The sequence below is a fragment of the Deltaproteobacteria bacterium genome, assembly GCA_020848745.1.
Taxonomy (GTDB): Bacteria; Desulfobacterota; Binatia; order UTPRO1; family UTPRO1; genus UTPRO1.
In genome coordinates this window covers 18,017-42,950 of record JADLHM010000092.1, presented here as the reverse complement: position 1 = coordinate 42,950, position 24,934 = coordinate 18,017, and the positions used below count along the sequence as shown (strand labels likewise).

Genomic DNA, 24,934 nt, shown 5'->3' with positions numbered 1-24,934 from the left:
GCTCGTCGCCGATCTCCGACCTCAGGTAGTGTGGGCGCGGGCCGCGGCGAGTAGCTCGTCAAGCTTGGCGGACAGATCCTGGCCGCGCTCGTAGCCGCGCGACGTGATGAGGGCAAGGAGGGCTCGCACCTCGGCGAGCTCGAGCGTCGGATTGGCGAGCACGAGGTTGATCGCGTCGAGACGGTCCTGCAGCCGCTGCTCGGTCATCGAGAGGATCTTCATGGCCAGGAGCTCCTCGGGGCGCGCAACGGGGATGGTGCCGGCACCCTCGATGGAGATACGCTCGGCCCGCGCTACGACCTCCGCTTCGATTCCGCACGATGCAGCGATGAGATCGACCAGCATCCCCGTCGGCGATTCCAGGCGTGCGGTCGCCAGCCGTCGGCGGACTTCGTGCTCTACGACGGCGACCGAACGGTAGCCCACCCCGCGCAGGTGGTGAACCAGGGCTTCCATGTCGTCGTCACCGGCGACGGCGACCGCGAGATCGACGTCGCGGGTAAAGCGGACCTCGCTGCGAATGGAAACGGCGAGGCCTCCGACGAGTGCGAACGCCACCCCGCGCCCTTCCAGGCGATGCGCGACATCCGCCAGGACGACCTCGGGAGTTTCAAGCGTCACGGGACAGCCAACGGCGCAAGAGCGCTTCGATCGCCTCGTCCGACGCGTCGGGATGACGTACCCGAAGAGCGGCGCGACGAAGGCGAATGCCCAGACGTATTGCCTGGAGGGCCTGGGCGGCCCGCACCTCCGGTGGGGTGCGACGCGCACGTTCGAGGGCATCGCGACGTAATGCGTCCATGCGGGTCACCATAGCAGCGACGCCGGACGCCGCGAAGGCTCCGATCACCTCACGAGGACGAGACCCGGATGAATCACGTGGTGACACGCGCGTGTGGGGCAATGCTGCGATCAGATGCCGGCGCGCACCTCGGCGGAGGGGACGCCCGTGGACGTAGTGGATCTCGGATCGGCTGCTCCTGCATTGGTCGGCCGGATCGTGCGCGAGGGCCGCGCGCTCGTCGATCGTGACCCCGAGGCGCGCCGGCGATGGGAAGTCGAGGCCAACGGGCGCGCGCTCGACATGGCGCCCTGGCTGGCCGGCGCCGATGCCCTCGATGCTGCTGACGTCGCCGGGGGCATCGAGTGGGTGCCTGAGTCGTTGCGCTCGTGGTGCGTCGGCTCCGCACGCACTGTCCCCTCGGCCGCCGCTTTGCTACGGAAGCGACCCATGACCGACCTCGCCCTCCGCCCCGCCGTCGAGCTCGTCGCCGCGCTCAAGAAGGGCGACCTCGGCGCCCGGGAGCTCCTCGACCACTACCTGGCGCGCGTCGAGCGGCTGAACGGCGCCCTCAACGCCGTCGTGACCCTCGACGTGGAACGGGCGCGCCGCGCCGCCGATGCCGCCGACACCGCGCGCAGGCGCGGCATCGCGACGCTCGGGCCGCTTCACGGGCTGCCGATGACCATCAAGGACACGCTCGAGACCGCGGGCCTCCGCACGACGGCGGGGGCGACGCTGCTCTCGGGCTACATCCCGGGCTCCGACGCGACGGTCGTCGAGCGCGCGCGTGCCGCGGGCGCCATCATCTTCGGGAAGACGAATACCCCGACCTACGCGGCGGACGTCCAGACCTACAACCCGATCTTCGGCATCACGCGGAATCCATGGAACCTCGAGCGCACCTGCGGCGGGTCTTCGGGCGGCGCGGCGGTCGCGATCGCCGCCGGGCTCGCGGGCGCGGAGATCGGCAGCGACATCGGAGGCTCGATCCGCTGTCCGGCCCATTGCTGCGGCATCTACGGCCACAAGCCGACCCACGGGATCGTCCCGTCGCGCGGCCACATTCCCGGGCCGCCGGGCGCGCTCGGCGAGTACGATCTCGGGGTGATGGGCCCCTTGGCGCGGAGCGCCGACGACCTGGCGCTCCTCCTCGACGTGCTCGCCGGTCCCGATGCGGCGGACGCTGCGGGCTGGCGCCTCACGCTCCCGCCGCCCCGCCGGCACGCGCTGCGCGACTACCGCGTCGCGGTGTGGATGGACGATCCCTTCGGCCCGGTCGACGCCGAGGTGCGGGCGCACGGCGCCGCGACGGTGGCGGCGCTGCGCTCGGCGGGCGTCGCGGTCGACGAACGGGCGCGGCCGGTCGCGGATCTCGGCGTGGTGCACCGCCTCTACGAGAAGCTCCTCTGGCCGATCCTCTCGGGCGGCATGACCGTGGAGGAGGTGGCGGAGCTGGCGCGCGTCGCCGCCGCGACGCCGCCCGACGACGCGAACCTCTTCGACCGCTTCGTCCGCGCCGTCACGCTGCCGGCGCGCGACTGGATCGCGGTCGACGAGGAGCGCCAGCAGATCCGCCGCGGCTGGGCGGAGTTCTTCACGCGCTTCGACGTCCTGATCTGCCCGATCTGGCCGGTGCCCGCGATCGCGCACGACCACGGCGATACGCTGCTCTCGCGCACGATCCGCGTGAACGGCCTCGAGCGCTCGTACATCGAGCTCATCGTCTGGGCCGGGCTCGTGACGATGGCGCTGCTGCCGGCGACGGCCGTACCGATCGGCCGCACGCCGGCCGGTCTGCCCGTCGGGTTCCAGATCGTCGGTCCGTACCTCGAGGACCGCACGACGATCGACTTCGCGCGCCGGCTCGCCGACGTGATCGGGGGCTACGTCCCACCCTCGGGTGTCTGAGGCGATGTTCCGCAAGGCCCATCCACCGATCGGCGCGCGGCCCGGCACCCTCGCGATCCCCGCGGGCTCGCCGCCGCCGCGCCTGAAGGTGACGGCCTACGACGCCGCCGGCATCCGCGAGGTGGAGGTCGCGAACGTCGACGACCTCGCGGCGTTTCGCGACGCGCCCGGGATGTGCTGGATCGACGTGCAGGGGCTCGGCGACGAGGTCGTGCTCAGGAGGATCGGGAGCATCTTCGACATCCACCCGCTCGCGCTCGAGGACGCGGTGAACGTGCCGCAGCGGGCGAAGTCGGAGGTGTACCCGAACCACCAGCTCGTGATCGCGCGCTTGCCGATCCTCGACGACGGCGGTGGCGTCGACACGCCGCAGGTCTGCATGCTGATCGGACCGCGCCACCTGCTCACCTTCCAGGTCCGCTTCCTCGGCTTCTTCGATGCCGCCCGCGAACGCCTGCGCGCCGGGCTCGGGCCGATGCGGTCCTCGGGCCCGGACTATCTCGCGTACGCGCTCCTCGACACGATGATCGACCACTACTACCCGCTGGCCGAGCAGATCTCCGAGGAGCTCGAGGCGCTCGAGGACGAGATCGTCGACGATCCGGAGTGCGATGCGCTCGGGCGGCTGCACCGGCTGCGCCGCCAGCTCGCGGTGCTCAGGCGGGTGGCGTGGCCGCAGCGCGAGGCCGTGAGCCAGCTCGTGCGCGAGAAGACGCCCTTCGTGTCCGAGGCGGTGCAGCTCTATCTCCGCGACACGTTCGATCACGTGTCGCAGATCGTCGAGATGATCGACTCGGCGCGCGAGATGGCGGTCGGCCTCTCGGAGCTGCACCTCTCGACGATCGGCCATCGCACCAACGAGGTGATGAAGGTGCTGACGCTCATGTCGAGCGTCTTCATCCCGCTCACCTTCATCGCCGGCATCTACGGCATGAACTTCGAGAACATGCCCGAGCTGCGCTCGCCGGTCGGCTACTTCGTGGTGCTCGCCGTCATGGTGGCGACAGCGCTCGGCATGCTGGGGTTCTTCCGCCGCCGCGGCTGGCTCGGGAGCGGGCGGCGCCGGGCGCGCGCGGGCTCCGAGGTTCTCTAGCGTCGCCCGGCGTGGACGGCGGCCGCGGCGCCGGCGACGAGCAGCCCGACGCCGACGAACACGCCGACGATCGCGAGCCAGAAGAGCAGGTTCACGATCGCGTTCGCGGGCGGCGCGGCGAGCGCCAGGCCGCGCACGCTGAAGGTCGCGCCGAGCACCGAGGCGACCACGTTGCCGTAGGCGGCGGCGGCGAGCGACCAGACGAGCCAGCGCTGCTGGCTCGCCGAGAGCACGAGCGATCCGCCGACGGCGCCCGCGAGCATGGTCAGCATGCCGTTCAGGAGTCCTTCGAGGTGCGCCATGCGCCAGGCGCGCTCCTCGCCGGCGATCTGGCCGGTCAGGACGAACGCGTGCGGGAAGCCGGCGAGCAGGCCGAGCAGGACGACGACCGCCCCGTGGAAGACGAGGCGCGCGCGGATCCGGGAGTCCATGGACGTGGAGCTATAGAGGACGAGGGGCCCGCACGGCAACGAGCGCGCCGCGTCCGGATGGCGACGCCTCGCGGACGCCGCGGGCCCGACGTCCGGTTCTTCGGGAAGCACGCCGCCGTTTTCTTGCCAGAATTGCGAACACCGCCGCGGCGCCACGTGCCTCCCAGGCTGGCACGCGCTTCGCTTGTCGTGGAGGCATGACGGACCTCGTTGTCGATCCACGCCGTTCGATCGCGCGCCTCGCCGCGGCCGTGATGGCGGCCGACGCCCGTGTGACCAGCGCCGAGATCGCCGCCGCCGCCGGGCTCGTCCGGCTCGGCCTCGGGGCGCTCGAGCCCGCGACCCGGGACGAACTCGCACGCGCCGTGGACGGACCGATCGATGTCGGTGCTGCCTGCGCCGTGCTGCTCGACGCCTACCCGGACGGCGGCGGCACTATCCTCGCGGCGCTCGCCGACATCGCCGCGAGTGACGGCGAGCTCGATCCGCGCGAGGTCGCGCTCCTCGGCCGCATCGGCGACGCGCTCGACGTGGCGCCGGCGATCGTCGCGCACGTGGTGCGGACCGCGGCCGCGGTGACCGGGGCATCGGTGCTCGCGGAGCCGCGGGGGGAGGCCGCGCCGCGGCCGGTCGCGGCGGCGTGGGCCGAGACGAGCCCCGCCGCGGCATCCGAGACGGCCGGAGCGCCGCCGGCTCCGACGTCCGACCCGCTCGCGACGGCCTATGCCGCGCTCGGGCTCGCGCCCGGCGCGTCCGCGGCCGTCGTCGAGGACGCGTATCGCGCCGTCATCGAGCGGTATCAGCCGATCAAGGTTCTCGATCTCGGCTCCGAGTTCGCCGTGCTCGCGGTGCGCCGGCTCGCGGCCGCAACCGCGGCGTTCACGGCCATCGGCAAGGCCCGCGGGTCCCGGTGACGAGGGCGGCCGCGGCCGGCGCTTGCGCGGAGCGACGGCTTCCGCGTCTACGACACCTACTGCGCCGATTGCCACGGCGACGATGGGGAGGGCGTCTACACGGACGAGATCGTGCCGCCGGCGAGCGCCGCCGGACGCTGTCCGCGCGCCGCGCTCCTTCACATGCTCGAACGGGAGCGCGGGCTCATGCTGCACTTCCGGGACGTGCTCGCCGAGGCTCGCCTGCGCGACGTCCGGGCGTATCTCCGCGCCGCGGCGGGACCGCCGCCGCCCTGAGCCGGGGCGTGCGATCTTCCCGGCGGCGCGACGGCGCGCGGGCTCTTTCGCGTCGCTGCGAAGGCCGCTCCGCCTTTCCCTGCGGGCGCGCGGCCGGCGTCTTGGCACGAAAGCCGCTTCACCCAAGCACGGAGGGCACGACGATGATCGTCCTGCGAAGCGACGAGGCGCTCGCGGAGGAGGTCCGACGCGAGCTCGCCTGGGACAGTCAGGTCAATGCCGTGAGCGTGCACGTCGCGGTCGCCAATCGCATCGTGGCGCTCACCGGGACGGTGAGGAGCTACGCGGAGAAGGTTGCGGCGCAACGCGCGGCGCATCGCGTGCCGGGCGTGCTCGACGTCGTGAACGACGTCACGGTGCTCGCGAGAGCGGACGAGCGCAGCGACGCGGAGATCGCCGCCGCCGTGCGTCATGCGCTCCAGTGGGACGTGCGCGTGCCCGACGAGCGGATCACCTCGACCGTGAGCGGCGGCTCGGTGACGCTCGGGGGCACCGTCGAGCTCCTGCGCGAGCGCGAGGACGCGGAGGAGGCGGTGCGGGCGTTGCGCGGTGTCCGGAACGTCGTGAACGACCTCGTGGTGGCGCCGCGCCGCATCGACTCCCGCAAGGTGCGCTCGGCGATTGAGGACGCGCTCGCGCGCCAGGCCCATCATGATACGCGGCGGATCGCGGTCGCCGTCGAGAACGGTGTCGTGACGTTGAGTGGTCCGGTCGACTCGTTCGCCGAGAAGCGAGCCGTGATGGGCGTCGTCGGCCATCTACCGGGCGTCGTCGCGGTGTGCGATCGGCTGATGCTCCCGGCGTGAACCGTGTAGCCGTTCGAGCGCGAGGACCGCGATGCGCACGGGGCCGTGCGCCGCGGAATTTCGTCGGCGTGCGCCGCGACCGGTGCGGAAGGTCGCGATCAGGCCCGCAGGAGCGTGCGGGCGGGAGCGGTAGGGGGCCGGACGGCTTCGCTGGCCAGTACCGGCGTGGCGCCGCGCCGTCAGTGCGCTAGTCTCGGCCGCATGTCGATGGTCATCCTCGCTCCGGCGCCGATCGAGCGTCACATCGTGCTCGGTCGGGTCATCCTCTCGGTTGCGGCGATCGTCTCGGTCTGGATCGATCCGACGACGCCGAGTTTGAGCCACTGGGTACGCGTGACCGGCGGTCTCTTCATGATCGACGGCCCGGCTCTCGCGGTCCTGAGTGCACATCTGGCGTACGCCCTCGGGTGCTGGAGGCTCGACGTGGCGCGTCCTGCCCGGGGCGAGCGCCGAGCGCGCCTGTCGGTCGTGGCGGATGTGCTCTTCGGGGTCGCCGTCGCGATCGTCACGGAAGGCGCCACCAGCCCCGCCTACGTCTTCTTTGCGTTCGCGATCCTTGCCGCGGGCGCACGAGCCGGCGCACGCGTCATCCTCGCCGTGACCACTGCCTGCGTCGCGTTCTACCTCGGGATCATCCTTGCCTCGGATACCTCTGGCGCCAGCCTCTTCATGATGCGGCCGATCTATCTTGCGATCACGGGCGGGCTCGTCGCGTATCTCGCGCAGCGGCGGCTCGACTGCGAGCAGCGGGTGCGCGAGGCGGAGACACGGGCGGAACGCCACAGCATCGCGCGCGTCTTGCACGACGGCTACGTGCAGGCGCTCGCCGCGGTGAACGTCCGTCTCGAAAACTGCCGGGTGCTGCTCGATCGTGACCGTCGGGAGGATGCCTCGACGGAGCTCGCTGCGCTTCAGTGCGGCGTCCGGCGCGAGTACGACGAAGTGCGATCGTACGTACGCTCGCTCGCGGCCCTCGGTCGCCGTGACGACGGGGACACGGATGGCCGCGAGCCGCGCTGTACGGTGGCCGCTGAGATCGAGGGCTCGGGGATCTTCGTCGAGCATGCGCTCCTGATCATGCTCGAGGGCGTGCGGAACGTGCGTCGGCACGCGCGCGCCACGTCGAGTCGCGTCGTCGCCGCGGCCGGCGGCGACGGCGTACGCATCACCATTGCGGACGACGGTGTCGGCTTCGCCGGGACGGACGAGATTCCCTGGACGATCGCCTCGCGGGCGCGCGACTGCGGGGGCGTCGTCCGCGTGGGGGAACGAGCGCGGCGCGGAGGTGAGATCATCGTGGAGCTGCCGCGCGCATGACGGGCGGCCACCGCGCCGAGGACTACGGGGACTCCGGCGCGGGCGAGCCGATGCGCGTGGTCATCGCCGACGACCACGCGCTTTTTCGCCAGGGGCTTCGCATGATGCTCGAGCTCCAGTCCGACGTCCGCATCGTGGGGGAGGCCGCGACGATGGACGAGCTCACCGCCATCGTTGCCGGCGCGGTTCCGGACCTCCTGCTCCTCGACCTGCAGATGGAGCGGAGCGCTCTGCCGGACGTACCGGTGCTCGCGGAGCGCACGCGGGTCGTCGTCGTGACGGCGAACGAGGCGCCCGAGGAAGCGCTGGCGGTGCTGCGTCTCGGCGTCCGCGGGGTCGTGTTCAAGCGCTACGCCATCGAGACGCTCATGGGGGCGATCCGCTCCGTACAGGCGGGACACGTATGGATGCCGCCGGAGCTGCAAGCCGCGATGACGGCCGAGTGGCGCACGCCGGGGGTGCAGGGGCTCACGGAGCGCGAGCTCGAGGTCGTGCGGCACGTTGCGCGCGGGTTGCGCAACGCCGAGGTGGCGACGCGCCTGCACGTGAGCGAGGTTACGGTGAAGACGCACCTCACGAATGTCTTCCAGAAGCTGGGGGTGCGCGATCGTGTGGAGCTTGCGCTCTGGGCCGTGCGCACGGGGCTCGTCGACGTCCGCGACCGGCTCGGCTGAGCGGCCAACGGAGGCGATCCGTGGGAGGTCCGCGGACCCGCCTGCATCAGGCCGGAAGTGGAGGGCGCCTCCGACCAAAGTCGCAGAGAGATTCCGACCGTCTGGCAGCTAGGCCCGGCGGCCCCCGTCGGTATGCTGCGCGCGCTCGCCCCGTTTCTTCGACGATGTGGTCGCGAGCGAAAGGAGTCGCAATGGCATCGACGAGCTCCGCATCCGGGAACGGCCGCGTTCCGTGGTATCGCCGCCTGTTCGGTGGTGGACCGAAGCCGGCGGCGGCGGAGCCGCCGCCGCGGCGGCCGAGCATGATGTACTACTGCGCCGAATGCCGCTTCGGATCGAAGCTCCGTGGCGCCGTGTACGACCACATCAAGGCCTCCCACGAGGACGTTCTCGACCGCAACGGTCGGATCGTGGAGGAACCAGTGCCGGCGTCCTGAACGGACGGCCCCGTTGCGCGGCTCCGCCGGGGCTCCTCGACGCGCTGGCGGTGCCGCTGCCGTACGGGCGCGGCCTCCTGTGCGTTTGACGGCGGCGCCGTCGAACGGATCAGCGGGCGCGGCGCTTACGGAGCTCGTTCCTGGCGACGCGCGGATTCCGCTCGACCGGCGCCGGCGCCTCGATCTGGCGGTGCAGCGCGAGGACCGTGTCGATGTAGGCGTCGGAGCGGTTGTACTGCCAGATGACGCGGCGACGCTCGGGGAGCGTGAGGCCGGCCCGCCAGCCGTTTCCCGCAAGGAAGCGCGCGCACGAGGCCGCGGCGTCGTCCATGTCGTAGAGGCTCACGCGCCCGTCGTCGTTGCCGTCGACGCCGTAGCGGAGGTAGCTCGTCGGCAGGAACTGCGGGAAGCCGAAGGCGCCGGCGCCCGAGCCTTCCATGGCGAGGGGATCGATGCGGAGCCGTTCGGCCATCGTGAAGACGCCGCGGACCTCTGGGTAGAAGGTGCGCTCGAGGTAGGCGGCCCGCTCGCGCACGACCGCTGCGATCGCCGGGTCGGGCGGCTCGCCGGCGTGGTCGACGACGTTGCGGGCGAGGTTGGCGGGCTCGTTCGCCATGGCGAGGCGGGCGAGGCGGTGGAGGACGTTGCTCGAGCCGGTTGCGTTCCCACACGAACTCTCGACGTGCACGATCGCTGCGATGAGGCCCGCCGGAACGCCTTCGCGCTCCTCCGCTTTCCGGAAGGCGGAGGCGTAACGAGCGCGGCACCGCTCCGCCGCGCGCACGCTGGCCGGGCTCCGGAGCTGGCGGTAGCGGGTGCTGCTCTCGCGCGGCGCGAGCGCGAACCAGAGGCCGTCGAAGGCGGGGAGGCGGGGATCGGCGAAGGCCGCCGCCGCCTCGGCGCGCGGCACGCCGTCGGCCGCGAGCTTGTCGACCAGCCAGCGCCAGCCGTGGCGGGCCGCGATCGCCTCGTCGTCGCTCGCCGCAGCCCGCACGGCGGATGCCGCGAGAGATGCGCAGAAGATGAAGGCGACGATCGGCAGACGACGCATGACGACGATCCTCCGGAGCACGAGTTCCCTTAGCACGATCTCGGCCGTCCGCACGTCCGGCTTCAGTCCGGCTGACTCCTAGGCGGGCGGGGAGGGGTCGATCCGGGAGGGACGTGGCGCGGCGTCCTCGCGACGCCGGGGCGGGACCGCGCCCGCGGGCCGCGCCGCCGCGGCCGCGCCCGCATAGTATGCCGCGCATTCGACCTCGCGGCCGCGGATGACACGCTTGCCGGCGAGCGCCCCGCGCGTCTCGGTGACGACCGTCGCCTGGCGTTCGTGGTGGTCCTCGTCGACGTAGAGCACGACCCAGTCCCGCGTCGCCCTGAGCGCGTGGGCGCGCGCGGTATTCGAGAAGAGCGCCGTGTACTCACGGGCGCCGCGGCGGACGTGCATGACGGGGAGCCACGCCTCGCGGGTCGGGTTCAGGCGGCGCGGCGCGATCTTCACGAGCGTGCCGGCCCGGACGCGCTCGCGGTACGCGCGGTCGATCGCGAGCATCTCGGCGACCGGCGGCTCGGCCGTGGCCGGCGCGGGGCGCACGAGACGGGCCTCGAGGCGCGCCTGCAGATCGGTCAGCACCATGCGGGCGCGGCGCGCCCCGATGCCCGGGACGCGCGCCAGGCGCCCGCTGCGCGCGGCGAGTTCGAGCTCCTCCAGGGTCTCGATTCCGAGCGTTTCGTGGATGCGGTGGGCGAGGGCGAGGCCGATGCCGGGGACCGTCGTGAGGCGCGCCTCGCCGTCGTCGTGGCCGCGCAGGCGGTCGAGCAGCCCGAGGCGCCCTGTTGCCGCGAGCTCGCCGATCGCACGGGCGAGGCTCGGTCCGATGCCGGGGAGCTGGACGCCGGTGCGCCGACCATCCGGAGCGAGCGGCTCGGGGAGGGCGCGGACCATCTCCGCGGCGCCATGGTAGGCGACGACGCGCGACGGGTGCGCGTCCTGCGCCGCGAGGAGCGTTCCGACCTCGTCGAGGGCGTCGGCGACGGCGGCGTTATTCGTCCGCTCGGGCATCTTCGCGGGCATGCGGGTCCAGGGCCCGGCGCGCGGCGTCGAGGAGATGGATCACCTCGTCGTCGCGCGTCTGACCGAAGTCTCGATAGAAGAAGCCGACCGCGCCGAACGGCTCGGGCGTCGCGAGGCAGATCGTCTCGTCGACCTCTTTCGAGAGCTCCGAGAGGGTGTCGGCGGGCGCCACCGGGACGGCGAGCACCAGGCGCGCTGGATCGGCGCGCCGGATGCTCCGGAGCGCCGCGCGCATCGTGCTGCCGGTCGCGAGGCCGTCGTCGACGACGATCGCGGTGCGGCCGGCGATCGGCACCCGGGTACGTCCGCCACGATAGACGGACTGCCGGCGGCGGATCTCGGCGAGCTGCGCCGCGACCTCGTGGTCGAGATAGTCCTGCGACACGCCGAGCGCGCGCATCATCTCCTGGTTCAAGACGCCGAGCGGAGAGTCGCCGTCGACCACCGCCCCGATGCCGAGCTCCGGCTGGCCGGGGGCGCCGAGCTTCCGGACCACGATCACGTCGAGCGGCGCGACGAGCGCCCGGGCGATCTCGTAGCCGACCGGGACGCCGCCGCGGGGTAACGCCAGCACCGCCGGCGCCTCGTTGCGGAAGGGCATCAGCCGCGCGGCGAGCCGGCGGCCAGCGTCGCGCCGATCCGTGAAGAGGGCAGCGGCGGTGCTGGCCTCCGGCAAGTGCGATTCGATGCTCATTTTCCGCGGGTGCTGCAAGCCGCTTGCCATCCGGGAGGCGCCCCGCGGGCGAGGGGTTGGGCGCCGTAGTGCCCGACGTTTTCCCGAATGTGGGTCCGGGGTTCTCAGCCGCGATAGCGGTCCCACGAGACGACTCGCAGCGCGGGCGGGCGTTTCGCTGGGCCGAACTTGCGGACCCGGGCAGCCGACCGGGATCAGCGCCGACCGGGTGGCCCTCTTCGGGAGGTCGAGCAGGTCCGATCGTGACGCGCCGCTGACCTTCGGCATGCGCGGGATGGCTTCCCACCGGGGTAGGTTGCCGAAAAATCCAGTGCGAGGAGGGGGACTTGAACCCCCACGGGTGTTACCCCACTAGCCCCTCAAACTAGCGCGTCTGCCATTTCGCCATCCTCGCGTGACAGCGGTCGAGAGCTACCATCGCGACCGCTGACTGTCGAGAGCGCGCGGTGGCGGCGCGGGCTCTCGCGCGGACGCTTCTTCCTCCGTTACGGTGCGGCGGGTGCGGGCTCGTCGGCGGGCGCGGCCTGCGGCGCGGGTGCCGCTTCGCCGGCCGGCGCGGCGGCCTCATCTTGCGCCGCCGGCGCGGCGCCGCCTTCCGCGGGCGCGGCGGCGGGCGCGCTGTCCGCGACCGCGGCGGCTTCGGGGTCGGCGGCGCCGCCGGCGTCGGTCGCGGGCTCGGCCGGCGCGGCGCTCGGCAGGCCGCTCTCCGGCATGATCGTCGAGTGGCCGCCGTGCGAGCCGACGTAGGTGAGGGCGAGCGAGGTCGTCATGAACACGACGGCGGCGCCGGTCGTGAGGCGGGTGAGGAAGTTCCCCGCGCCGCTGCTGCCGAAGATCGTGCTGCTGGCGCCGCCGAAAACGGCGCCCATGTCGGCGCCCTTGCCGGCCTGCAGGAGGACGACGAGCACGAGGACGATGCAGGCGATCACGTGGACGACGGTGATGAGTATGGTCATGAGGTCACGAGCTCCTATTGAAACGCGATGATGCGGCTGAACGCGGCCGGGTCGAGGCTCGCGCCGCCGACGAGGGCGCCGTCGATGTTCGGTTGCGCCATCAGCGCATCGACGTTGTCGGCCTTGACGCTGCCGCCGTACAGGATCCGGACGGCTTCGGAACCCGTCTCGCCGGCGAACTCGCGGAGCAGACCGCGGATGGCGGCGTGGACTTCTTCCGCCTGCTCGGGCGTGGCCGTCTTGCCGGTGCCGATGGCCCACACCGGCTCGTAGGCGATGACGAGGCCCTTCACGGCCTCCCGCGAGAGGCCGGCGAGCCCTTCGCGCACCTGGCGCTCGATGACGGGCAGCGTGTTGTCGGCCTCCCGCTCGCGCAGCGTCTCGCCGATGCAGACGATGGACGTCAGGCCGGCGCGCAGCGCGGCGCCGATCTTCTGCCGCACCATCTCGTTCGTCTCGTTGAAGTACTGGCGGCGCTCGGAATGTCCGATGATGACCCAGCCGCAGCCGACGTCTTTCAGCATCTCGGCGGCGACCTCGCCGGTGAAGGCGCCCTTCGGCTCGGCGTGGAGGTTCTGCGCGGCGAGGCCGATGCTCGTGCCGGCGAGCACCCTGGCCGCAGTCTCGAGCGCGGTGAAGGGCGGGGCGACCAGGACGTCGCGGTCGCGCGCGGCGGCGGCTTCCTTGATGCCGTCGATCAGCGCCGTCGTCTCGGGGCGCGTCGCGTGCATCTTCCAGTTGCCGGCAAGAAGGGGGCGGCGTCCGGTCGGCTTCTTCATTGCTCGAGAACCGCCAGACCGGGGAGTACGCGACCCTCGAGGAACTCGAGCGACGCGCCGCCGCCCGTCGAGATGTGCGTGATGTCGCCGCTGCGCCCGGAGCGCGAGAGGGCGGCGATCGAGTCGCCGCCGCCGACCACGGTGAGCGCCTTGCTGTCGGCGAGCGCGTCGGCGATCGCCGTCGTGCCCTTGCTGAAGGCGTCGACCTCGAAGATGCCCATGGGTCCGTTCCAGAAGATCGTGCGGGCCTTGGCGATCTCGCCGCGATAGAGCTCGACGGTGGCGGGGCCGACGTCGACGCCCCTCTTGCCGGCGGCGATGGCGGTCGCGACCTCGGCCGGCGCGCTGCCGTCGATCGCGCTGCTGACGAGGTGGTCGGTCGGGAGGCGGAGCGCCACGCCGAGCTCGTTGGCGCGCGCGAGCACCTGGCGGGCGACGTCGACGCGATCCTCCTCGACCAGGGAATCACCCGTGGTCTGTCCCTGCGCGCGCAGGAACGTGTACGCCATCGCGCCGCCGATGAGCAGCGTGTCCACCTTGGTGAGCAAGTGCTCGATCACCTTGATCTTGTCCGAGACCTTGGCGCCGCCGAGGATGGCGACCAGCGGCCGCTCGGGGTGCTCGGTCACCTTCGAGAGCGCCCGGACCTCCTTCTTCATGAGGAGGCCGGCGGCGCGCACCGGTACGAGCCGCGCCATGCCCTCGGTCGACGCGTGGGCGCGGTGCGCGGCGCCGAACGCGTCGTCGACGTAGACGTCGGCGAGGGCGGCGAGCTGCCGCGCGAAGCCGGGATCGTTCTTTTCCTCCTCCGGATGGAAGCGGAGGTTCTCGAGCAGCAGCACGTCCTTGCGATCGAGCGAGCGGGCGAGCCCTTCGACCTCGGGGCCGACGCAATCGGGCGCGAGCTTCACCTCGAGGTGCAGGAGCGCGGCGAGGCGCTCGGCGACCGGCTTCAGGGAAAGCTTCGGGTCGGGACCGCCCTTGGGGCGGCCGAGGTGCGATGCGAGGACGACGTGCGCGCCGCCGGCGAGCGCGTGCCGTACCGTCGGGAGGGCCGCTTCGATGCGGGTCGCGTCGGTGATGGCGCCGTTCTTCAGCGGCACGTTGAAGTCGGCGCGGATGAAGACCCGCTTGCCGGCGAGGTCGAGCTCGTCGATGTATCGGATGGCCATTGGTTCGTGCCCGTGTGTCTCGTGAGTGTGCGGCCGACGCCCGAGTGACAGGGCCCGGTGCGGGCGAAGACAAGCGCGTCATATCGCACGCGACTGGCCGCTAGTCAAACGAATTGTCCTGTAACGACGCGTAATTGACTGCCTCACCCCCCTGGGCTAGCGTGCCGGCTTCGTCGCGAGACGGAAGCGCGGTGGGGTGCAGGGTCGAGGGTGCCGTGAGGTGCGCATGTGGGAATCCGCTGTCCGCGAGTTAGTCGTTCAATCCGCTGATCCGCTCACGATCACCCGGCCGCAGGAGACCATCATCGACATGGTCACGGGCTCGGGAGCGGTGGTGCAGCTCGTCCTGCTCCTGCTGCTCGGATTCTCGGTCATGAGCTGGGCGATCATCTTCACGAAGCGCCGGCAGTTGCGGCGCGCCGAGCGCGAGTCGGAGCGCTTCATCGACATCTTCTGGGACGCGAAGAACCTGACCGCGATCAACACGGCGAGCCTCGACCTGAAGGCGAGCCCGGTGGCCCAGGTGTTCCGGTCCGGCTATCAGGAGCTCGTTCGCATCACGCGCGCGAAGCGCGAGGCGGCTCCGGGCGACGACATGTCGACCGACCTCGGCGGCGTCGAGAACGTCGAGCGCGCGATGAAGCGCGCGGCCCTGCAGGAGACCACCAAGCTCGAGAAGTCGCTCACCTTCCTCGCGACGACGGCGAGCGCGGCGCCTTTCGTCGGGCTCTTCGGTACGGTGTGGGGCATCATGAACGCCTTTCGCGGCCTCAGCACGACGCAGTCTTCGAGCATCCAGGCCGTCGCGCCCGGCATCTCGGAGGCGTTGATCGCGACGGCGATCGGTCTCGCGGCCGCGATCCCCGCCGTCATGGCCTACAACTACTTCGCCGACCGCGTGCGGGTGCTCGGAACCGAGATGGAGAACTTCGCGTCCGAGTTCCTGAACATCGCCGAACGGCACTTTCTCAAATGACGCGCGGGGCGGACCATGGCGTTCGATAGTCGCGGCAGCGGGGGCGGCTCGATCGCCCAGATCAACGTCACGCCGCTCGTCGACGTGATGCTGGTGCTGCTCGTCATCTTCATGGTGACGGCGCCGATCATCCAGCAAGGCGTGAGCGTCGACCTGCCGAAGACCCGCGCCGCCGGGCTGAACAGCCAGGAGGATCCGCTGGTCGTCGGGCTCACGAAAGACGGCAGCGTCTATCTGAACGACAACCAGATCGCGCTCGCCGAGCTGCGCGCCAAGCTCGCCGCCATCGGCCGGTCGAGCCCGGACCGGGCGGTGCTGCTGCGCGCGGACCGTAGCGTGCCGTACGGGGACGTCGTCGGCGTCATCGCGGCGATCAAGGAGGCCGGCATCAACAAGCTCGGGATGGTGACCGAGCCGGCTCCGGAGACCGCGCCCGCACGCGCGGGAGACCGGCGATCCTCCGACGCCACCGTGTCCGAACGCGCCCGCGGGGGTTGAGCGCGTCCTATGGCGGACGCACGACGGGGCCGCGGGGACGGACCGCGCAACGGAAGCGGGTGGTCGCCGTCTGGGATCGCGCTCTCGCTCCTCGTGCACCTGCTGGCGGTCGCCCTCATCTTCTTCGCGCCGCATCCGTTGCCGGCGCCCCATCCGACCGCGTACACGGTCGAGATCGTCGATCCGAACGCGCTCGGCGGGGAGCTCCTCGAAGGCCCGATCGGGGGAGCGGCCGCCGCGAAAGCGAAAGCGGCGCCGAAGCCGCCGCCGGAGCCTCCTCCGCCGCCGGAGCCGGAGCCGCCGCCTCCGCCTCCGCCCGAGCCACCGCTTCCACCGGAGCAGCTCGCCAAGGCCGAGGAGCCGCCGCCGGTGCCGGAGGACGAGCACGATCCGGAGGCCGTGCCGCTCGGCACGCCCGTCGCGACGCCGCGCGTGACGACGACGCTGCGGGTGCAGCGGACGGCGCAGCCGACGACGCTCCCGACGGCGCGGCCGACCGGGAAGCCGAGCCCGCGTCCGAGCGCCACGGCGGCCGCGACCGCGAAGCCGAAGCCGAGCGCGACGACGGTGGTCGCCGCCGCGAAGAAGGCCACACCCGCTCCCGTCGAGGCGACGCGGCGACCGCAGGCGGGTGCGACGCCCGGCGCCGACGCGCGTCCCCGCCCGGGGCCGACCGCCGGGCGCTCCGACGACGATCTCGACGGGAAGCTCGCCGAGGCGATCAAGGGCGTCGAGGCGAAGGTCGAGAGGGAAGGGCAGGCCGGCGGGATCGGCGGCGCGACCGGACCCGGCGGCGGTCAGGGCGGCAGGGCCAAGACCCTCACCGGACCGGCCGGCATCGGAGGCGAGGGGCCGGGCGGCGGTGGTGCGGTGCGCGGCCTCGAGTTCGTCGTCTACTACAATCAAATGTTGAGCCGCATCAAAGAACGCTGGGCGTGGGTCGGGACGCGCGGTGACTTGCGCGTCACGGTTCAGTTCAGCATCTTGCCCTCCGGAGAGATCACGAACATCCGGCTCACGGAGCGGTCGGGCGACCAGAGCTTCGACGCGTCGGTCGAGCGCGCCGTGAAGGGCGCCGGACCGCTGCCGCCGCCACCGGAGGCGTATCGCAGCGACTTCGCCGACGTGGAGCTGAAGTTTCGTCCCGCCGATCTGCAGCAGCGGTAGCGGGTGTCGCAAGGAGGAACGATGGTGGGACGTAGGGCACGCTGGGTCATTGGGATCGTGATCGCGCTCGGGACGCTCGGCGCGGCGGGAGAGGCGGGCGCCCAGGTCCGCGGTACGATCGTCGGACCGGGCGCGACGAGCTTCCCGATCGCCGTGTCGCCGCTCAAGTCCACGTCGGGCGCCGAGCGCGAGGCGGGAACGTTCGCCGACATCGTCGCCAAGGACCTCGACCTGTCGGGCCTCTTCCGGGTGATCGATCGCGCCGCGTACATCGAGAACTCGCAGCAGTCCGGCGTGACGGCCGAGACGATCGACTTCCGCGACTGGTCGACGGTCGGGGCGCAGGCGCTCGTCAAGGGAACGGTCGAGCGGGACGGCGACGGCCTCGTCGTCGAGGCGCGGCTGTTCGATGTCGTGGAGGGCAAGCAGATCGGCGGCAAGCGGTATCGCGCCGGCGACGACGAGCTCCGCCGCGTCTCGCACCGCTTCGCCGACGAGGTCATGCAGATCCTGACCGGCGAGCGTGGTCCGTTCGAGTCGCGGATCGCGTTCGCGTCGCGCCGCAAGGGGCGGTTCAAGGAAATCTACGCGATGTCGATCGACGCCGGCGACCTGCGCGCCGTGACCCGCGACGGGTCGATCGCGCTGGCGCCGTCGTGGAGCCCCGACGGCCGCTCGCTCCTCTTCACCTCGTTCGTGTCGGGCAATCCGAGCCTGTTCGTCGCCGACCTCGGCGGCGACAAGCGCCTCGTGTCGTCGCGGCACGGCCTGAATCTCGGAGGCCGGTGGTCGCCGGGCGGTCGGGCGATCGCCGTCGCCCTCGAGAACGGCGGCGCTACGGACATCGCGCTCCTCGATCCCGACGGGCAGATCATGCACTTCGTCACCAAGGACCGTAGCATCGACGTTTCGCCGTCGTGGTCGCCGGACGGCCAGTCGATCGTGTTCTGTTCGGATCGCGGCGGCGGGCCGCAGATCTACGTGGTGAGCGCACAGGGTGGCACTCCGCGCCGCGTGACCTTCGAGGGGAGCTACAATACGTCGCCGGCCTGGTCACCGAAGGGGGATCGGATCGCGTACGCGAGCCGCCTGGGAGGCCGCTTCCAGGTCTTCACCGTCGCGCTCGGTGGGGGCGACGTGAAGCGGATCACCAGCACGCGTGGCGACAACGAGGATCCGTCATGGTCGCCCGACGGGCGCTACCTGATCTTCAGCTCGACGCGCGACGGCAGCGGTGCGATCTACCTCTCGGATGCGGCCGGAACACGGCAAACTCGATTGACCCCACCAGGGGGCGATGATAGCAGTCCCGCCTGGTCGCGTTGGCTCGAATGAGCGCCGCGCTTAGGTCGAGGAGGGGTACGATGGCACGATCGATTCGCATCGTCGCGGTGTTGGTGATGGTGGCGGCCGTCGCCGCGACCGGGTGCGCCAAGAAGAAGCGCATCTCGGACGAGTCGAGCATCGGCGACGCGACGGGCGCCGGCAGCGAGGAGTCGCTGAACGAGAGCAGCAGCCTCGGTCGCTACAAGCGTGGCCTCGGTCCCGAGGAGGACGGGGTCCTCAAGGACGTGCACTTCGCCTACGACTCCTACGAGCTCGACGGCAGCGGCCGCGACGTGCTGGCGGCCAATGCCGAGTGGTTGAAGGAGAACAAGCGCGCCCGCACCGAGATCGAAGGCCACTGCGACGAACGCGGCACGGTGGAGTACAACCTGGCGCTCGGCGCCAAGCGCGCGAAGGCGGTCAAGGATTATCTCGTCTCGCTCGGCGTCGCATCGGATCGGTTGACCACCATCAGCTACGGAGAAGAGCTGCCGCTCTGTCGCGACGCGGGTGAACAGTGCTACGCGCGAAACCGGCGCGTGCACTTCGTTCCTCCGTCGGAGTAGAAGCCGCACCGGTAGCGTGCGCGCGCTGCGGACGCGAGGCGGAATCACGATGAACGGACGGCAACTCGCTCCTCTTGCGGCGCTCGTGGCCGTGTCGCTCGTCGTCGCCCTCGGCGGTTGCGCGACGCAGGCCGACGTCCAGGAGCTGCAACGCGAGCAACGGCGTCTCCGGACGCAGCTCGCCGACACCCGCGCGAGCTTCGACTCCATGCAGCGGGACGTCGCGAAGGTGCGCGGCGGGGTCGACGAGGTGCGGTACTCGTCGCGGGGCGCGCAAACCATGACGTCGCGTCTCGACGATCTGGAAGCGCGTGTCGGGGCGCTGGAAGGACATCGCCCGGCGCCCTCCACGAGCCCGATCGAGGGGGTGCCGGTGCTGTCGTCGGACGGAACGGCGGCGACGCCCGCGCCAGTGCCGACGGCGACACCCGCACCGCCGCGTCCGGAGATCGCCGCGACCGATCTCTCCAAGGAAGAGGCGAAGGAGCTACCCGACGACTATCGCCGAGGCATCACGCTCGTCCGGCAAGGGTCGTACGACAAGGCGATCCAATCGCTCCGCGAGTTCCTGCGCACCAACCGCGAATCGCCGCTCGCGCCGAACGCGCAGTATTGGATCGGGGAGTCGTACTACATGCTCGCCGACTACTACCAGGCGATTCTGAACTTCAACCAGGTTCGACAGCAACATCCCAGGAGCGATCGCGCGCCGGCGTCCGTCCTGAAGATCGGGCTCGCGTTCCAGCAGATGGGGAACAAGAGCGAAGCGCGGCTCGCCTTCCAGAAGGTGCTCAACGACTATCCGTCCTCGCCGGAGGCGGCTCAGGCCCGGGAGAAGCTCCAGGCGCTTTGAGCGTGGACGTCGTCCGGCACATCGCCGCGAGCTCGCGACGATTCGTCGCGCCCGTACTGACGTTGGGAACCTTCGACGGCGTCCATCGCGGGCATCAGGCCATTCTGGAGCGTGTCGTGACGGCGGCGCGGGCGAGCGGCGGTGAGGCGGTTGCGATCACCTTCCATCCGCACCCGGTGGCGGTGCTGCGGCCGGATCAGGCTCCGGCGCTCATTACCTCGTTGCGGGATCGCGTCGCGCTCCTCGCCGCGACCGGCATCGACGTGCTGATCCTGCAGCACTTTACGGCGGCGTTCGCGGAGCTGTCGGCGGAGGCGTTCGTCGAACGGTTCGTCGTGGAGCGCGTCGGCGCGTCGCGCGTGGTCGTCGGGCACAAGGTGAGCTTCGGGCACGGACGCAGGGGCGACGCGACGCTGCTGACCGCGCTCGGGGAGCGCCTCGGCTTCGCGGTCGAGGTGGTGGGGCCGATCCGCGTCGACGGCCACGACGTCTCGAGCTCGGCGGTGCGGCGGGCGATCGCCGGCGGCGACGTGCGGCTCGCCGCGACGATGCTCGGACGGCCGCATCGCCTCGGCGGCATCGTCGTGCGCGGTCGGCAGCGGGGCGCGGCCATGGGATTCCCGACCGCGAACATTCGCGTGCACGCCGGCATGTGGCCGCCTGACGGCGTGTACGCGGTGCGGGTACGTCGCGGAGGGCAGTGGCTCGACGGCGCCGCCAGCATCGGCACCAATCCGACCTTCGGCGCTGCTCCACGCACCCTCGAGGTCTACCTCTTCGATTTCGACGCGGACGTGTACGGTGAGCGCCTCGTGGTCGGTTTCGTCGAGCGGCTGCGTGGCGAGGCCGCGTTTCCTTCGGTCGAGGCGTTGGTGGCGCAGATCGCGCGCGACGTCGCGGAGGCACGCGCCATCCTCGCGCGAACGTGACCCGCCACGTGCTCGTCGTCGCGGGCGAGACGGCCGGGAGGCGCCTCGACGCGTTCGTCGCGGAGAGCGGCCTCGGCGTCTCGCGGTCGCAGGTGCGGCAGCTCATCGACGCCGGGAAGGTCACGATCGGCGGTCGTGCCCGCAAGGCGGGACGGCTCGTGCGGGCGGGCGAGGAGATCGCGGTCGACGTCTCGGTCGCGGCGACGACGGTGGCGGAGCCCGAGGCGCTGCCGCTCCGTGTCCTCTACGAGGACGACACGATCGTGGTCATAGACAAGGCGCCGGGAATGGTGGTGCACCCGGCGCCGGGGCGGTGGCAGGGGACGCTCGTGAACGCCCTGCTGCATCGCTGGGGGCCGATGCCTGGCCACGACGCGATGCGCCCCGGCATCGTCCACCGACTCGATCGCGACACCTCCGGGGTAATGGTCGTCGCCCGTACGGCGTCCGCCCTCGATCATCTCGCCAAGCAGTTCGCGGCGCGGATGGTGGAGAAGCGCTATCTCGCCGTCGTACGCGGTCGCGTGGGGCCCGATGTGCTCCGAATCGATGCACCTATTGGTCGCCATGCGGTGGAACGGAAGAAGATGTCGACGCGGGCGACACGTGCGCGTCCCGCCGTGACGCGCATCCGGGTCGTCGAGCGTTTTGCCGGGGCGACGCTCGTCGAGGCGGCGCCGGAGACGGGGAGGACGCATCAGATCCGCGTGCACCTGGCCTCGCGTGGCCATCCGATCGTCGGCGACACGGTCTACGGCCGTGCGCGCGGGGTCGGGACGGCGCTCATCGCGCGACAGGCGCTGCACGCCGCGTCGCTCGGCATCGTCCACCCCGTACGAGGAGCCGTGATGACCTTCCGCGCCGAGCTCTGGCCCGACATGGTCGCGCTGCTCGAAGCATTGCGCGCGTAACGTGATACGCGATCGCCGCGATAGTCTCGCTCTAGTGCGCGTCGGTCGCGGTTCCGCGCGACTTCGCTATTGACATCACTATGGCCTTCGTTTAGCGTCCGCGCCGAGTCGTTGTTGAGGCGGGGAGGGAGAGAGGCTGAAGGTCGCTCTCACATCCAACGTTAGTCACTCCTCCAAACAGCACCCTGAAATACGCAGCCGAGTCGACGTGGTGGTCCGCTGTTCGATGATCCTTGGACAGAGGGAAGGCCGGCGCTCGAAGAGCCGGAGAGGTGCGAAGCGGGTATCGACGTTGTGCCGCGGTGGATGGCGCTGAAAGAATCGCCGCCGGATGATCTGATCTGTAGCACCCCGCCGTCCGTGCTTCCCTGACACGCTTCGTGCCCGCGAGGGCGACACACTCACACTCACGAACTCCATCCAGGGAAGATCCGAGAGTCCGGTAGAGGAGCAACCCATGGTACGAACGCGCGCGCGGGCCGACGTCCAGCAGGCACAGGAAGATCAGAGTTCGAGCCTCGAGCCGGCGGCGCCCGCGGCGGCGCCCGCGACGACCGCGAACGGGCAGTCGCCCGGAGGCCTGAACCTCAAGGAGCTCAAGGACAAGAAGATCGCCGAGCTCGCGCAGCTCGCGCGCGACTTCAACGTCGAGGGCTCTTCGGCGATGCGGAAGCAGGAGCTCATCTTCGCCATTCTGCAGGCGCAGACGGAGCAGAACGGCTTCATCTACGGCGAGGGCGTGCTCGAGATTCTTCCCGACGGCTTCGGCTTCCTGCGCGCGCCCGACTACAACTACCTCCCCGGTCCGGACGACATCTACATCTCCCCGAGCCAGATTCGCCGCTTCAATCTCCGCACGGGCGACGTGGTCTCCGGGCAGATCCGGCCTCCAAAAGAGGGCGAGCGGTACTTCGCGCTGCTCAAGGTCGAGGCGATCAACTACGAGGAACCGGAGCGGGCGCGCGAGAAGATCCTCTTCGACAACCTCACGCCGCTCTACCCGAACGAGCACCTCCGGCTCGAGCACAACCCCGACGAGTACACGACGCGCATCATCGATCTCGTGTCGCCGATCGGCAAAGGGCAACGCGGCCTCATCGTCGCGGCGCCGCGTACCGGCAAGACCGTGATGTTGCAGAACATCGCCCACGGCATCACCCAGAACCACAAGGAAGTGGTGTTGATCGTCCTCCTGATCGACGAGCGACCGGAGGAAGTGACCGACATGCAGCGCTCGGTGCAGGGGGAGGTCGTGAGCTCGACGTTCGACGAGCCGGCGACCCGGCACGTACAGGTCGCCGAGATGGTGATCGAGAAGGCGAAGCGCCTGGTCGAGCACGGGAAGGACGTCGTCATCCTCCTCGACTCGATCACGCGGCTCGCGCGCGCGTACAATTCGGTCGTGCCCCCGAGCGGCAAGATCCTCTCGGGCGGCGTCGACTCCAACGCCCTGCGCGGGCCGAAGAAGTTCTTCGGGGCCGCCCGCAACATCGAGGACGGCGGGAGCCTCACGATCATCGGGACGGCGCTGGTCGACACCGGGAGCCGGATGGACGAGGTGATCTTCGAGGAGTTCAAGGGCACCGGTAACATGGAGGTGCACCTCGACCGTCGCCTCATGGACAAGCGCATCTTCCCGGCGCTGGACATCAATAGATCGGGAACCCGCAAGGAGGAGCTGCTGCTCTCGCGGGAAGTCCTGAACCGGGTCTGGATCCTCCGCAAGCTCCTGTCGCAGTTGAATACCGTCGAGGCCATGGAGTTCTTGACCGACAAGATCAAGGGCACCAAGGACAACCAGGAGTTCATGGAGTCGATGAACTCATAGCCCCCCGCCCGGCCTTCGTATTTGCGCCTCCCGTTTCGTTTGCGCTATAGGAACCCGTTCGCGGCCGTGCGATCTCGGCCGCGTCAATTTCATTGATCCGCGCGTGAAGGAGTCCGCATGAGAGTACTCGTATGAGCGAAGTGACGATGAAACAGCTCCTGGAGGCCGGAGTGCATTTCGGCCACCAGACGAGTCGCTGGAACCCCAAGATGAAGCCGTACATCTTCGGGGCACGCAACGGGATCTACATCATCGACCTGCAGCAGACCGTCCGCATGTTCCGCGACGCCTACGCGTACGTTCGCGAGCTCGTCGCCGACGGCGGGACGATCCTCTTCGTGGGCACCAAGAAGCAGGCGCAGGACGCCATTCGCGAGGAAGCCGAGCGGTGCGGGATGTACTACGTCACCAACCGCTGGCTCGGCGGCATGCTCACGAACTTCCAGACCATCAAGCAATCCATCGATCGCCTGCGCAAGCACGAGGAAACCCTCGAGAGCGAGGCGATGAAAGAGGCGCTCACCAAGAAGGAGCTGATCATGATCTCGCGCGAGCGCGACAAGCTCATCGCCTCGCTCGGCGGCATCAAGAACATGCGCAAGCTTCCCGATGCGCTCTTCATCGTCGATCCGAAGAAGGAAGAGATCGCGGTCAAGGAGGCGAATAAGCTCGGCATCCCTGTGGTCGCCGCCGTCGATACGAACTGCGATCCGGACGTCATCGACTATAAGATCCCCGGGAACGACGACGCGATCCGTGCGATCCGGCTCTTCTGCACGGCGATCGCGGACGCCGTGCTCGAAGGCCGCGCGCTCGCCGAAGAGCGTCAGCGTGGGCAGGGCGCCGAGGAGGAAGACCTCGGGGCGCCGGGCATGTCGGATGATTCCGCCGTCGAGGAGTCTGCGGGGAGCGACATCGGATGAGTGAGGTCAGTGCGCAGCACGTGAAGGACCTGCGCGAGAAGACCGGCGCCGGGTTCATGGACTGCAAGACCGCGCTCCGTGAGAGCGGCGGCGACTTCGAAGGGGCGGTGCGTTACTTGCGCGAGCGGGGGCTCGCGGCGGCCGCCAAGAAGGCCGGTCGGGCGACCGCGGAAGGCGTCATTGGCTCGTACATCCACGCTGGCGGCAAGATCGGCGTGCTGATCGAGGTGAACTGCGAGACCGACTTCGTGGCGCGCACGGACGACTTCCAGCAGTTCGCTCGGGGCCTCGCCATGCAGGTGGCCGCGGCGCGGCCGCTGTACGTGAGCCGCGACGAGATTCCCGCCGCCGAGCTCGATCGCGAGCGCGAGATCTACGCGGCGCAGGCCGCTCAGTCCGGGAAGCCGCCGCAGGTCGTCGCGAAGATGGTCGAAGGCAAAATCGACAAGTACGTCGCGGAGATCTGTCTGCTCGATCAGGACTTCGTGAAAGAGCCGGGCAAGCCCGTTCGTCAGGTCGTCGCCGACGCGATCGCAAAGCTCGGCGAGAACATCTCCGTCCGGCGGTTCATGCGCTTCCAGCTCGGCGAAGGCATTGACCAGGCCCAGGGCGATGACGGGGCCCCCAAGCCCTAGTCGGGGCGGG

Annotated in this window: 26 protein-coding genes, 1 tRNA gene and 1 pseudogene; 19 read left to right on the top strand and 9 right to left on the bottom strand. The window is 70.6% G+C overall.

The window, feature by feature from the left end:
• Positions 1 to 21: 21 nt before the first annotated feature.
• The gene (locus tag IT293_13570) at positions 22 to 621 is read right to left on the bottom strand and encodes a nucleotidyltransferase (protein ID MCC6765683.1); all 600 of its coding nucleotides are present in this window, start codon (positions 619 to 621) and stop codon (positions 22 to 24) included.
• 610 nt (positions 622 to 1,231) lie between these two features.
• Between IT293_13570 and IT293_13565 the strand changes: the two genes are divergently transcribed.
• The gene (locus IT293_13565) at positions 1,232 to 2,692 is read left to right on the top strand and encodes an amidase (GenBank protein MCC6765682.1); all 1,461 of its coding nucleotides are present in this window, start codon (positions 1,232 to 1,234) and stop codon (positions 2,690 to 2,692) included.
• Positions 2,693 to 2,696: 4 nt separating this feature from the next.
• Positions 2,697 to 3,785, top strand: a complete 1,089-nt coding sequence (gene corA, locus IT293_13560) for a magnesium/cobalt transporter CorA (protein ID MCC6765681.1) — start codon at positions 2,697 to 2,699, stop codon at positions 3,783 to 3,785.
• Here the strand turns inward: corA and IT293_13555 are convergent.
• Positions 3,782 to 4,216, bottom strand: a complete 435-nt coding sequence (locus IT293_13555) for a hypothetical protein (protein MCC6765680.1) — start codon at positions 4,214 to 4,216, stop codon at positions 3,782 to 3,784. The two genes, corA and IT293_13555, sit on opposite strands and share 4 nt — an antisense overlap.
• Positions 4,217 to 4,413: 197 nt before the next feature.
• On the opposite strand from IT293_13555, the gene IT293_13550 reads away from it, so the two are divergent.
• The 6 genes and pseudogenes from IT293_13550 (at position 4,414) to IT293_13525 (ending at position 8,640) form a co-directional block, all read left to right on the top strand.
• Positions 4,414 to 5,130, top strand: coding sequence for a TerB family tellurite resistance protein (locus tag IT293_13550; GenBank protein MCC6765679.1), 717 nt, complete (start codon positions 4,414 to 4,416; stop codon positions 5,128 to 5,130).
• Positions 5,131 to 5,163: 33 nt separating this feature from the next.
• Positions 5,164 to 5,406 (top strand): annotated as a pseudogene (locus tag IT293_13545) (cytochrome c).
• 143 nt (positions 5,407 to 5,549) lie between these two features.
• Positions 5,550 to 6,212, top strand: coding sequence for a BON domain-containing protein (locus IT293_13540; GenBank protein MCC6765678.1), 663 nt, complete (start codon positions 5,550 to 5,552; stop codon positions 6,210 to 6,212).
• Positions 6,213 to 6,413: 201 nt separating this feature from the next.
• Positions 6,414 to 7,529 (top strand): hypothetical protein, encoded by a 1,116-nt coding sequence (locus tag IT293_13535; GenBank protein ID MCC6765677.1) that lies wholly within the window; start codon positions 6,414 to 6,416, stop codon positions 7,527 to 7,529.
• Positions 7,526 to 8,203 (top strand): response regulator transcription factor, encoded by a 678-nt coding sequence (locus IT293_13530; GenBank protein MCC6765676.1) that lies wholly within the window; start codon positions 7,526 to 7,528, stop codon positions 8,201 to 8,203. The genes IT293_13535 and IT293_13530 overlap by 4 nt, the downstream gene beginning before the upstream one ends.
• A 191-nt stretch (positions 8,204 to 8,394) precedes the next feature.
• Positions 8,395 to 8,640 (top strand): hypothetical protein, encoded by a 246-nt coding sequence (locus IT293_13525; GenBank protein ID MCC6765675.1) that lies wholly within the window; start codon positions 8,395 to 8,397, stop codon positions 8,638 to 8,640.
• A 109-nt stretch (positions 8,641 to 8,749) separates the two neighbouring features.
• Here IT293_13525 and IT293_13520 read toward each other — a convergent pair whose 3' ends face one another.
• The 7 genes from IT293_13520 to IT293_13490 form a co-directional block, all read right to left on the bottom strand.
• Positions 8,750 to 9,691, bottom strand: a complete 942-nt coding sequence (locus tag IT293_13520) for a lytic murein transglycosylase (GenBank protein MCC6765674.1) — start codon at positions 9,689 to 9,691, stop codon at positions 8,750 to 8,752.
• A gap of 78 nt (positions 9,692 to 9,769) precedes the next feature.
• Entirely contained in the window at positions 9,770 to 10,699 is a 930-nt protein-coding gene (locus IT293_13515; GenBank protein MCC6765673.1) for a DNA-binding protein, read from the bottom strand.
• Positions 10,680 to 11,405: a phosphoribosyltransferase gene (locus tag IT293_13510; GenBank protein ID MCC6765672.1), complete on the bottom strand. Its 726-nt coding sequence runs from the start codon at positions 11,403 to 11,405 to the stop codon at positions 10,680 to 10,682. Before IT293_13510 ends, IT293_13515 begins: the two co-directional genes overlap by 20 nt.
• 311 nt (positions 11,406 to 11,716) lie before the next feature.
• Positions 11,717 to 11,799, bottom strand: a tRNA-Leu gene (locus IT293_13505).
• 91 nt (positions 11,800 to 11,890) lie between these two features.
• Positions 11,891 to 12,361 (bottom strand): preprotein translocase subunit SecG, encoded by a 471-nt coding sequence (secG, locus tag IT293_13500; GenBank protein MCC6765671.1) that lies wholly within the window; start codon positions 12,359 to 12,361, stop codon positions 11,891 to 11,893.
• Positions 12,362 to 12,375: 14 nt separating this feature from the next.
• Positions 12,376 to 13,140 carry a triose-phosphate isomerase gene (locus IT293_13495; GenBank protein ID MCC6765670.1) on the bottom strand — a complete coding sequence of 255 codons (765 nt, stop codon included), beginning with the start codon at positions 13,138 to 13,140 and terminating at the stop codon, positions 12,376 to 12,378.
• Complete coding sequence (locus IT293_13490) at positions 13,137 to 14,312, bottom strand: phosphoglycerate kinase (protein ID MCC6765669.1); 1,176 nt, start codon at positions 14,310 to 14,312, stop codon at positions 13,137 to 13,139. The genes IT293_13495 and IT293_13490 overlap by 4 nt, the downstream gene beginning before the upstream one ends.
• Before the next feature lie 304 nt (positions 14,313 to 14,616).
• On the opposite strand from IT293_13490, the gene tolQ reads away from it, so the two are divergent.
• The 11 genes from tolQ to tsf all read left to right on the top strand — a co-directional run bounded on the left by tolQ (position 14,617) and on the right by tsf (position 24,924).
• Positions 14,617 to 15,288 (top strand): protein TolQ, encoded by a 672-nt coding sequence (tolQ, locus tag IT293_13485; GenBank protein MCC6765668.1) that lies wholly within the window; start codon positions 14,617 to 14,619, stop codon positions 15,286 to 15,288.
• A gap of 15 nt (positions 15,289 to 15,303) precedes the next feature.
• Positions 15,304 to 15,786 (top strand): protein TolR, encoded by a 483-nt coding sequence (tolR, locus tag IT293_13480; GenBank protein ID MCC6765667.1) that lies wholly within the window; start codon positions 15,304 to 15,306, stop codon positions 15,784 to 15,786.
• Between the two features lie 9 nt (positions 15,787 to 15,795).
• On the top strand, positions 15,796 to 16,953 hold the full coding sequence (locus tag IT293_13475; GenBank protein ID MCC6765666.1) for a TonB C-terminal domain-containing protein: 1,158 nt from the start codon (positions 15,796 to 15,798) through the stop codon (positions 16,951 to 16,953).
• A gap of 21 nt (positions 16,954 to 16,974) precedes the next feature.
• Positions 16,975 to 18,288 (top strand): Tol-Pal system beta propeller repeat protein TolB, encoded by a 1,314-nt coding sequence (tolB, locus tag IT293_13470; protein MCC6765665.1) that lies wholly within the window; start codon positions 16,975 to 16,977, stop codon positions 18,286 to 18,288.
• 29 nt (positions 18,289 to 18,317) lie between these two features.
• Positions 18,318 to 18,845, top strand: a complete 528-nt coding sequence (gene pal / locus IT293_13465) for a peptidoglycan-associated lipoprotein Pal (protein ID MCC6765664.1) — start codon at positions 18,318 to 18,320, stop codon at positions 18,843 to 18,845.
• Between the two features lie 49 nt (positions 18,846 to 18,894).
• Complete coding sequence (gene ybgF / locus IT293_13460; GenBank protein ID MCC6765663.1) at positions 18,895 to 19,698, top strand: tol-pal system protein YbgF; 804 nt, start codon at positions 18,895 to 18,897, stop codon at positions 19,696 to 19,698.
• Between the two features lie 2 nt (positions 19,699 to 19,700).
• Positions 19,701 to 20,627 carry a bifunctional riboflavin kinase/FAD synthetase gene (locus tag IT293_13455; protein ID MCC6765662.1) on the top strand — a complete coding sequence of 309 codons (927 nt, stop codon included), beginning with the start codon at positions 19,701 to 19,703 and terminating at the stop codon, positions 20,625 to 20,627.
• 8 nt (positions 20,628 to 20,635) lie between these two features.
• Positions 20,636 to 21,538 (top strand): RluA family pseudouridine synthase, encoded by a 903-nt coding sequence (locus IT293_13450; GenBank protein MCC6765661.1) that lies wholly within the window; start codon positions 20,636 to 20,638, stop codon positions 21,536 to 21,538.
• Positions 21,539 to 22,118: 580 nt separating this feature from the next.
• Positions 22,119 to 23,366, top strand: a complete 1,248-nt coding sequence (gene rho, locus IT293_13445; GenBank protein MCC6765660.1) for a transcription termination factor Rho — start codon at positions 22,119 to 22,121, stop codon at positions 23,364 to 23,366.
• A gap of 131 nt (positions 23,367 to 23,497) precedes the next feature.
• Entirely contained in the window at positions 23,498 to 24,289 is a 792-nt protein-coding gene (rpsB, locus tag IT293_13440) for a 30S ribosomal protein S2 (GenBank protein ID MCC6765659.1), read from the top strand.
• Complete coding sequence (tsf, locus tag IT293_13435) at positions 24,286 to 24,924, top strand: translation elongation factor Ts (protein ID MCC6765658.1); 639 nt, start codon at positions 24,286 to 24,288, stop codon at positions 24,922 to 24,924. Before rpsB ends, tsf begins: the two co-directional genes overlap by 4 nt.
• Positions 24,925 to 24,934 lie beyond the last annotated feature (10 nt).

Excerpts from the sequence above, each read along its gene's own strand:
- IT293_13565 (MCC6765682.1), top strand. The coding sequence starts at position 1,232 with ATGACCGACCTCGCCCTCCGCCCCGCCGTCGAGCTCGTCGCCGCGCTC.
- corA (MCC6765681.1), top strand. The coding sequence starts at position 2,697 with ATGTTCCGCAAGGCCCATCCACCGATCGGCGCGCGGCCCGGCACCCTC.
- IT293_13555 (MCC6765680.1), bottom strand. The coding sequence starts at position 4,216 with ATGGACTCCCGGATCCGCGCGCGCCTCGTCTTCCACGGGGCGGTCGTC.
- IT293_13550 (MCC6765679.1), top strand. The coding sequence starts at position 4,414 with ATGACGGACCTCGTTGTCGATCCACGCCGTTCGATCGCGCGCCTCGCC.
- IT293_13540 (MCC6765678.1), top strand. The coding sequence starts at position 5,550 with ATGATCGTCCTGCGAAGCGACGAGGCGCTCGCGGAGGAGGTCCGACGC.
- IT293_13535 (MCC6765677.1), top strand. The coding sequence starts at position 6,414 with ATGTCGATGGTCATCCTCGCTCCGGCGCCGATCGAGCGTCACATCGTG.
- IT293_13530 (MCC6765676.1), top strand. The coding sequence starts at position 7,526 with ATGACGGGCGGCCACCGCGCCGAGGACTACGGGGACTCCGGCGCGGGC.
- IT293_13525 (MCC6765675.1), top strand. The coding sequence starts at position 8,395 with ATGGCATCGACGAGCTCCGCATCCGGGAACGGCCGCGTTCCGTGGTAT.
- IT293_13520 (MCC6765674.1), bottom strand. The coding sequence starts at position 9,691 with ATGCGTCGTCTGCCGATCGTCGCCTTCATCTTCTGCGCATCTCTCGCG.
- IT293_13515 (MCC6765673.1), bottom strand. The coding sequence starts at position 10,699 with ATGCCCGAGCGGACGAATAACGCCGCCGTCGCCGACGCCCTCGACGAG.
- IT293_13510 (MCC6765672.1), bottom strand. The coding sequence starts at position 11,405 with ATGAGCATCGAATCGCACTTGCCGGAGGCCAGCACCGCCGCTGCCCTC.
- secG (MCC6765671.1), bottom strand. The coding sequence starts at position 12,361 with ATGACCATACTCATCACCGTCGTCCACGTGATCGCCTGCATCGTCCTC.
- IT293_13495 (MCC6765670.1), bottom strand. The coding sequence starts at position 13,140 with ATGAAGAAGCCGACCGGACGCCGCCCCCTTCTTGCCGGCAACTGGAAG.
- IT293_13490 (MCC6765669.1), bottom strand. The coding sequence starts at position 14,312 with ATGGCCATCCGATACATCGACGAGCTCGACCTCGCCGGCAAGCGGGTC.
- tolR (MCC6765667.1), top strand. The coding sequence starts at position 15,304 with ATGGCGTTCGATAGTCGCGGCAGCGGGGGCGGCTCGATCGCCCAGATC.
- IT293_13475 (MCC6765666.1), top strand. The coding sequence starts at position 15,796 with ATGGCGGACGCACGACGGGGCCGCGGGGACGGACCGCGCAACGGAAGC.
- tolB (MCC6765665.1), top strand. The coding sequence starts at position 16,975 with ATGGTGGGACGTAGGGCACGCTGGGTCATTGGGATCGTGATCGCGCTC.
- pal (MCC6765664.1), top strand. The coding sequence starts at position 18,318 with ATGGCACGATCGATTCGCATCGTCGCGGTGTTGGTGATGGTGGCGGCC.
- ybgF (MCC6765663.1), top strand. The coding sequence starts at position 18,895 with ATGAACGGACGGCAACTCGCTCCTCTTGCGGCGCTCGTGGCCGTGTCG.
- rpsB (MCC6765659.1), top strand. The coding sequence starts at position 23,498 with ATGAGCGAAGTGACGATGAAACAGCTCCTGGAGGCCGGAGTGCATTTC.
- tsf (MCC6765658.1), top strand. The coding sequence starts at position 24,286 with ATGAGTGAGGTCAGTGCGCAGCACGTGAAGGACCTGCGCGAGAAGACC.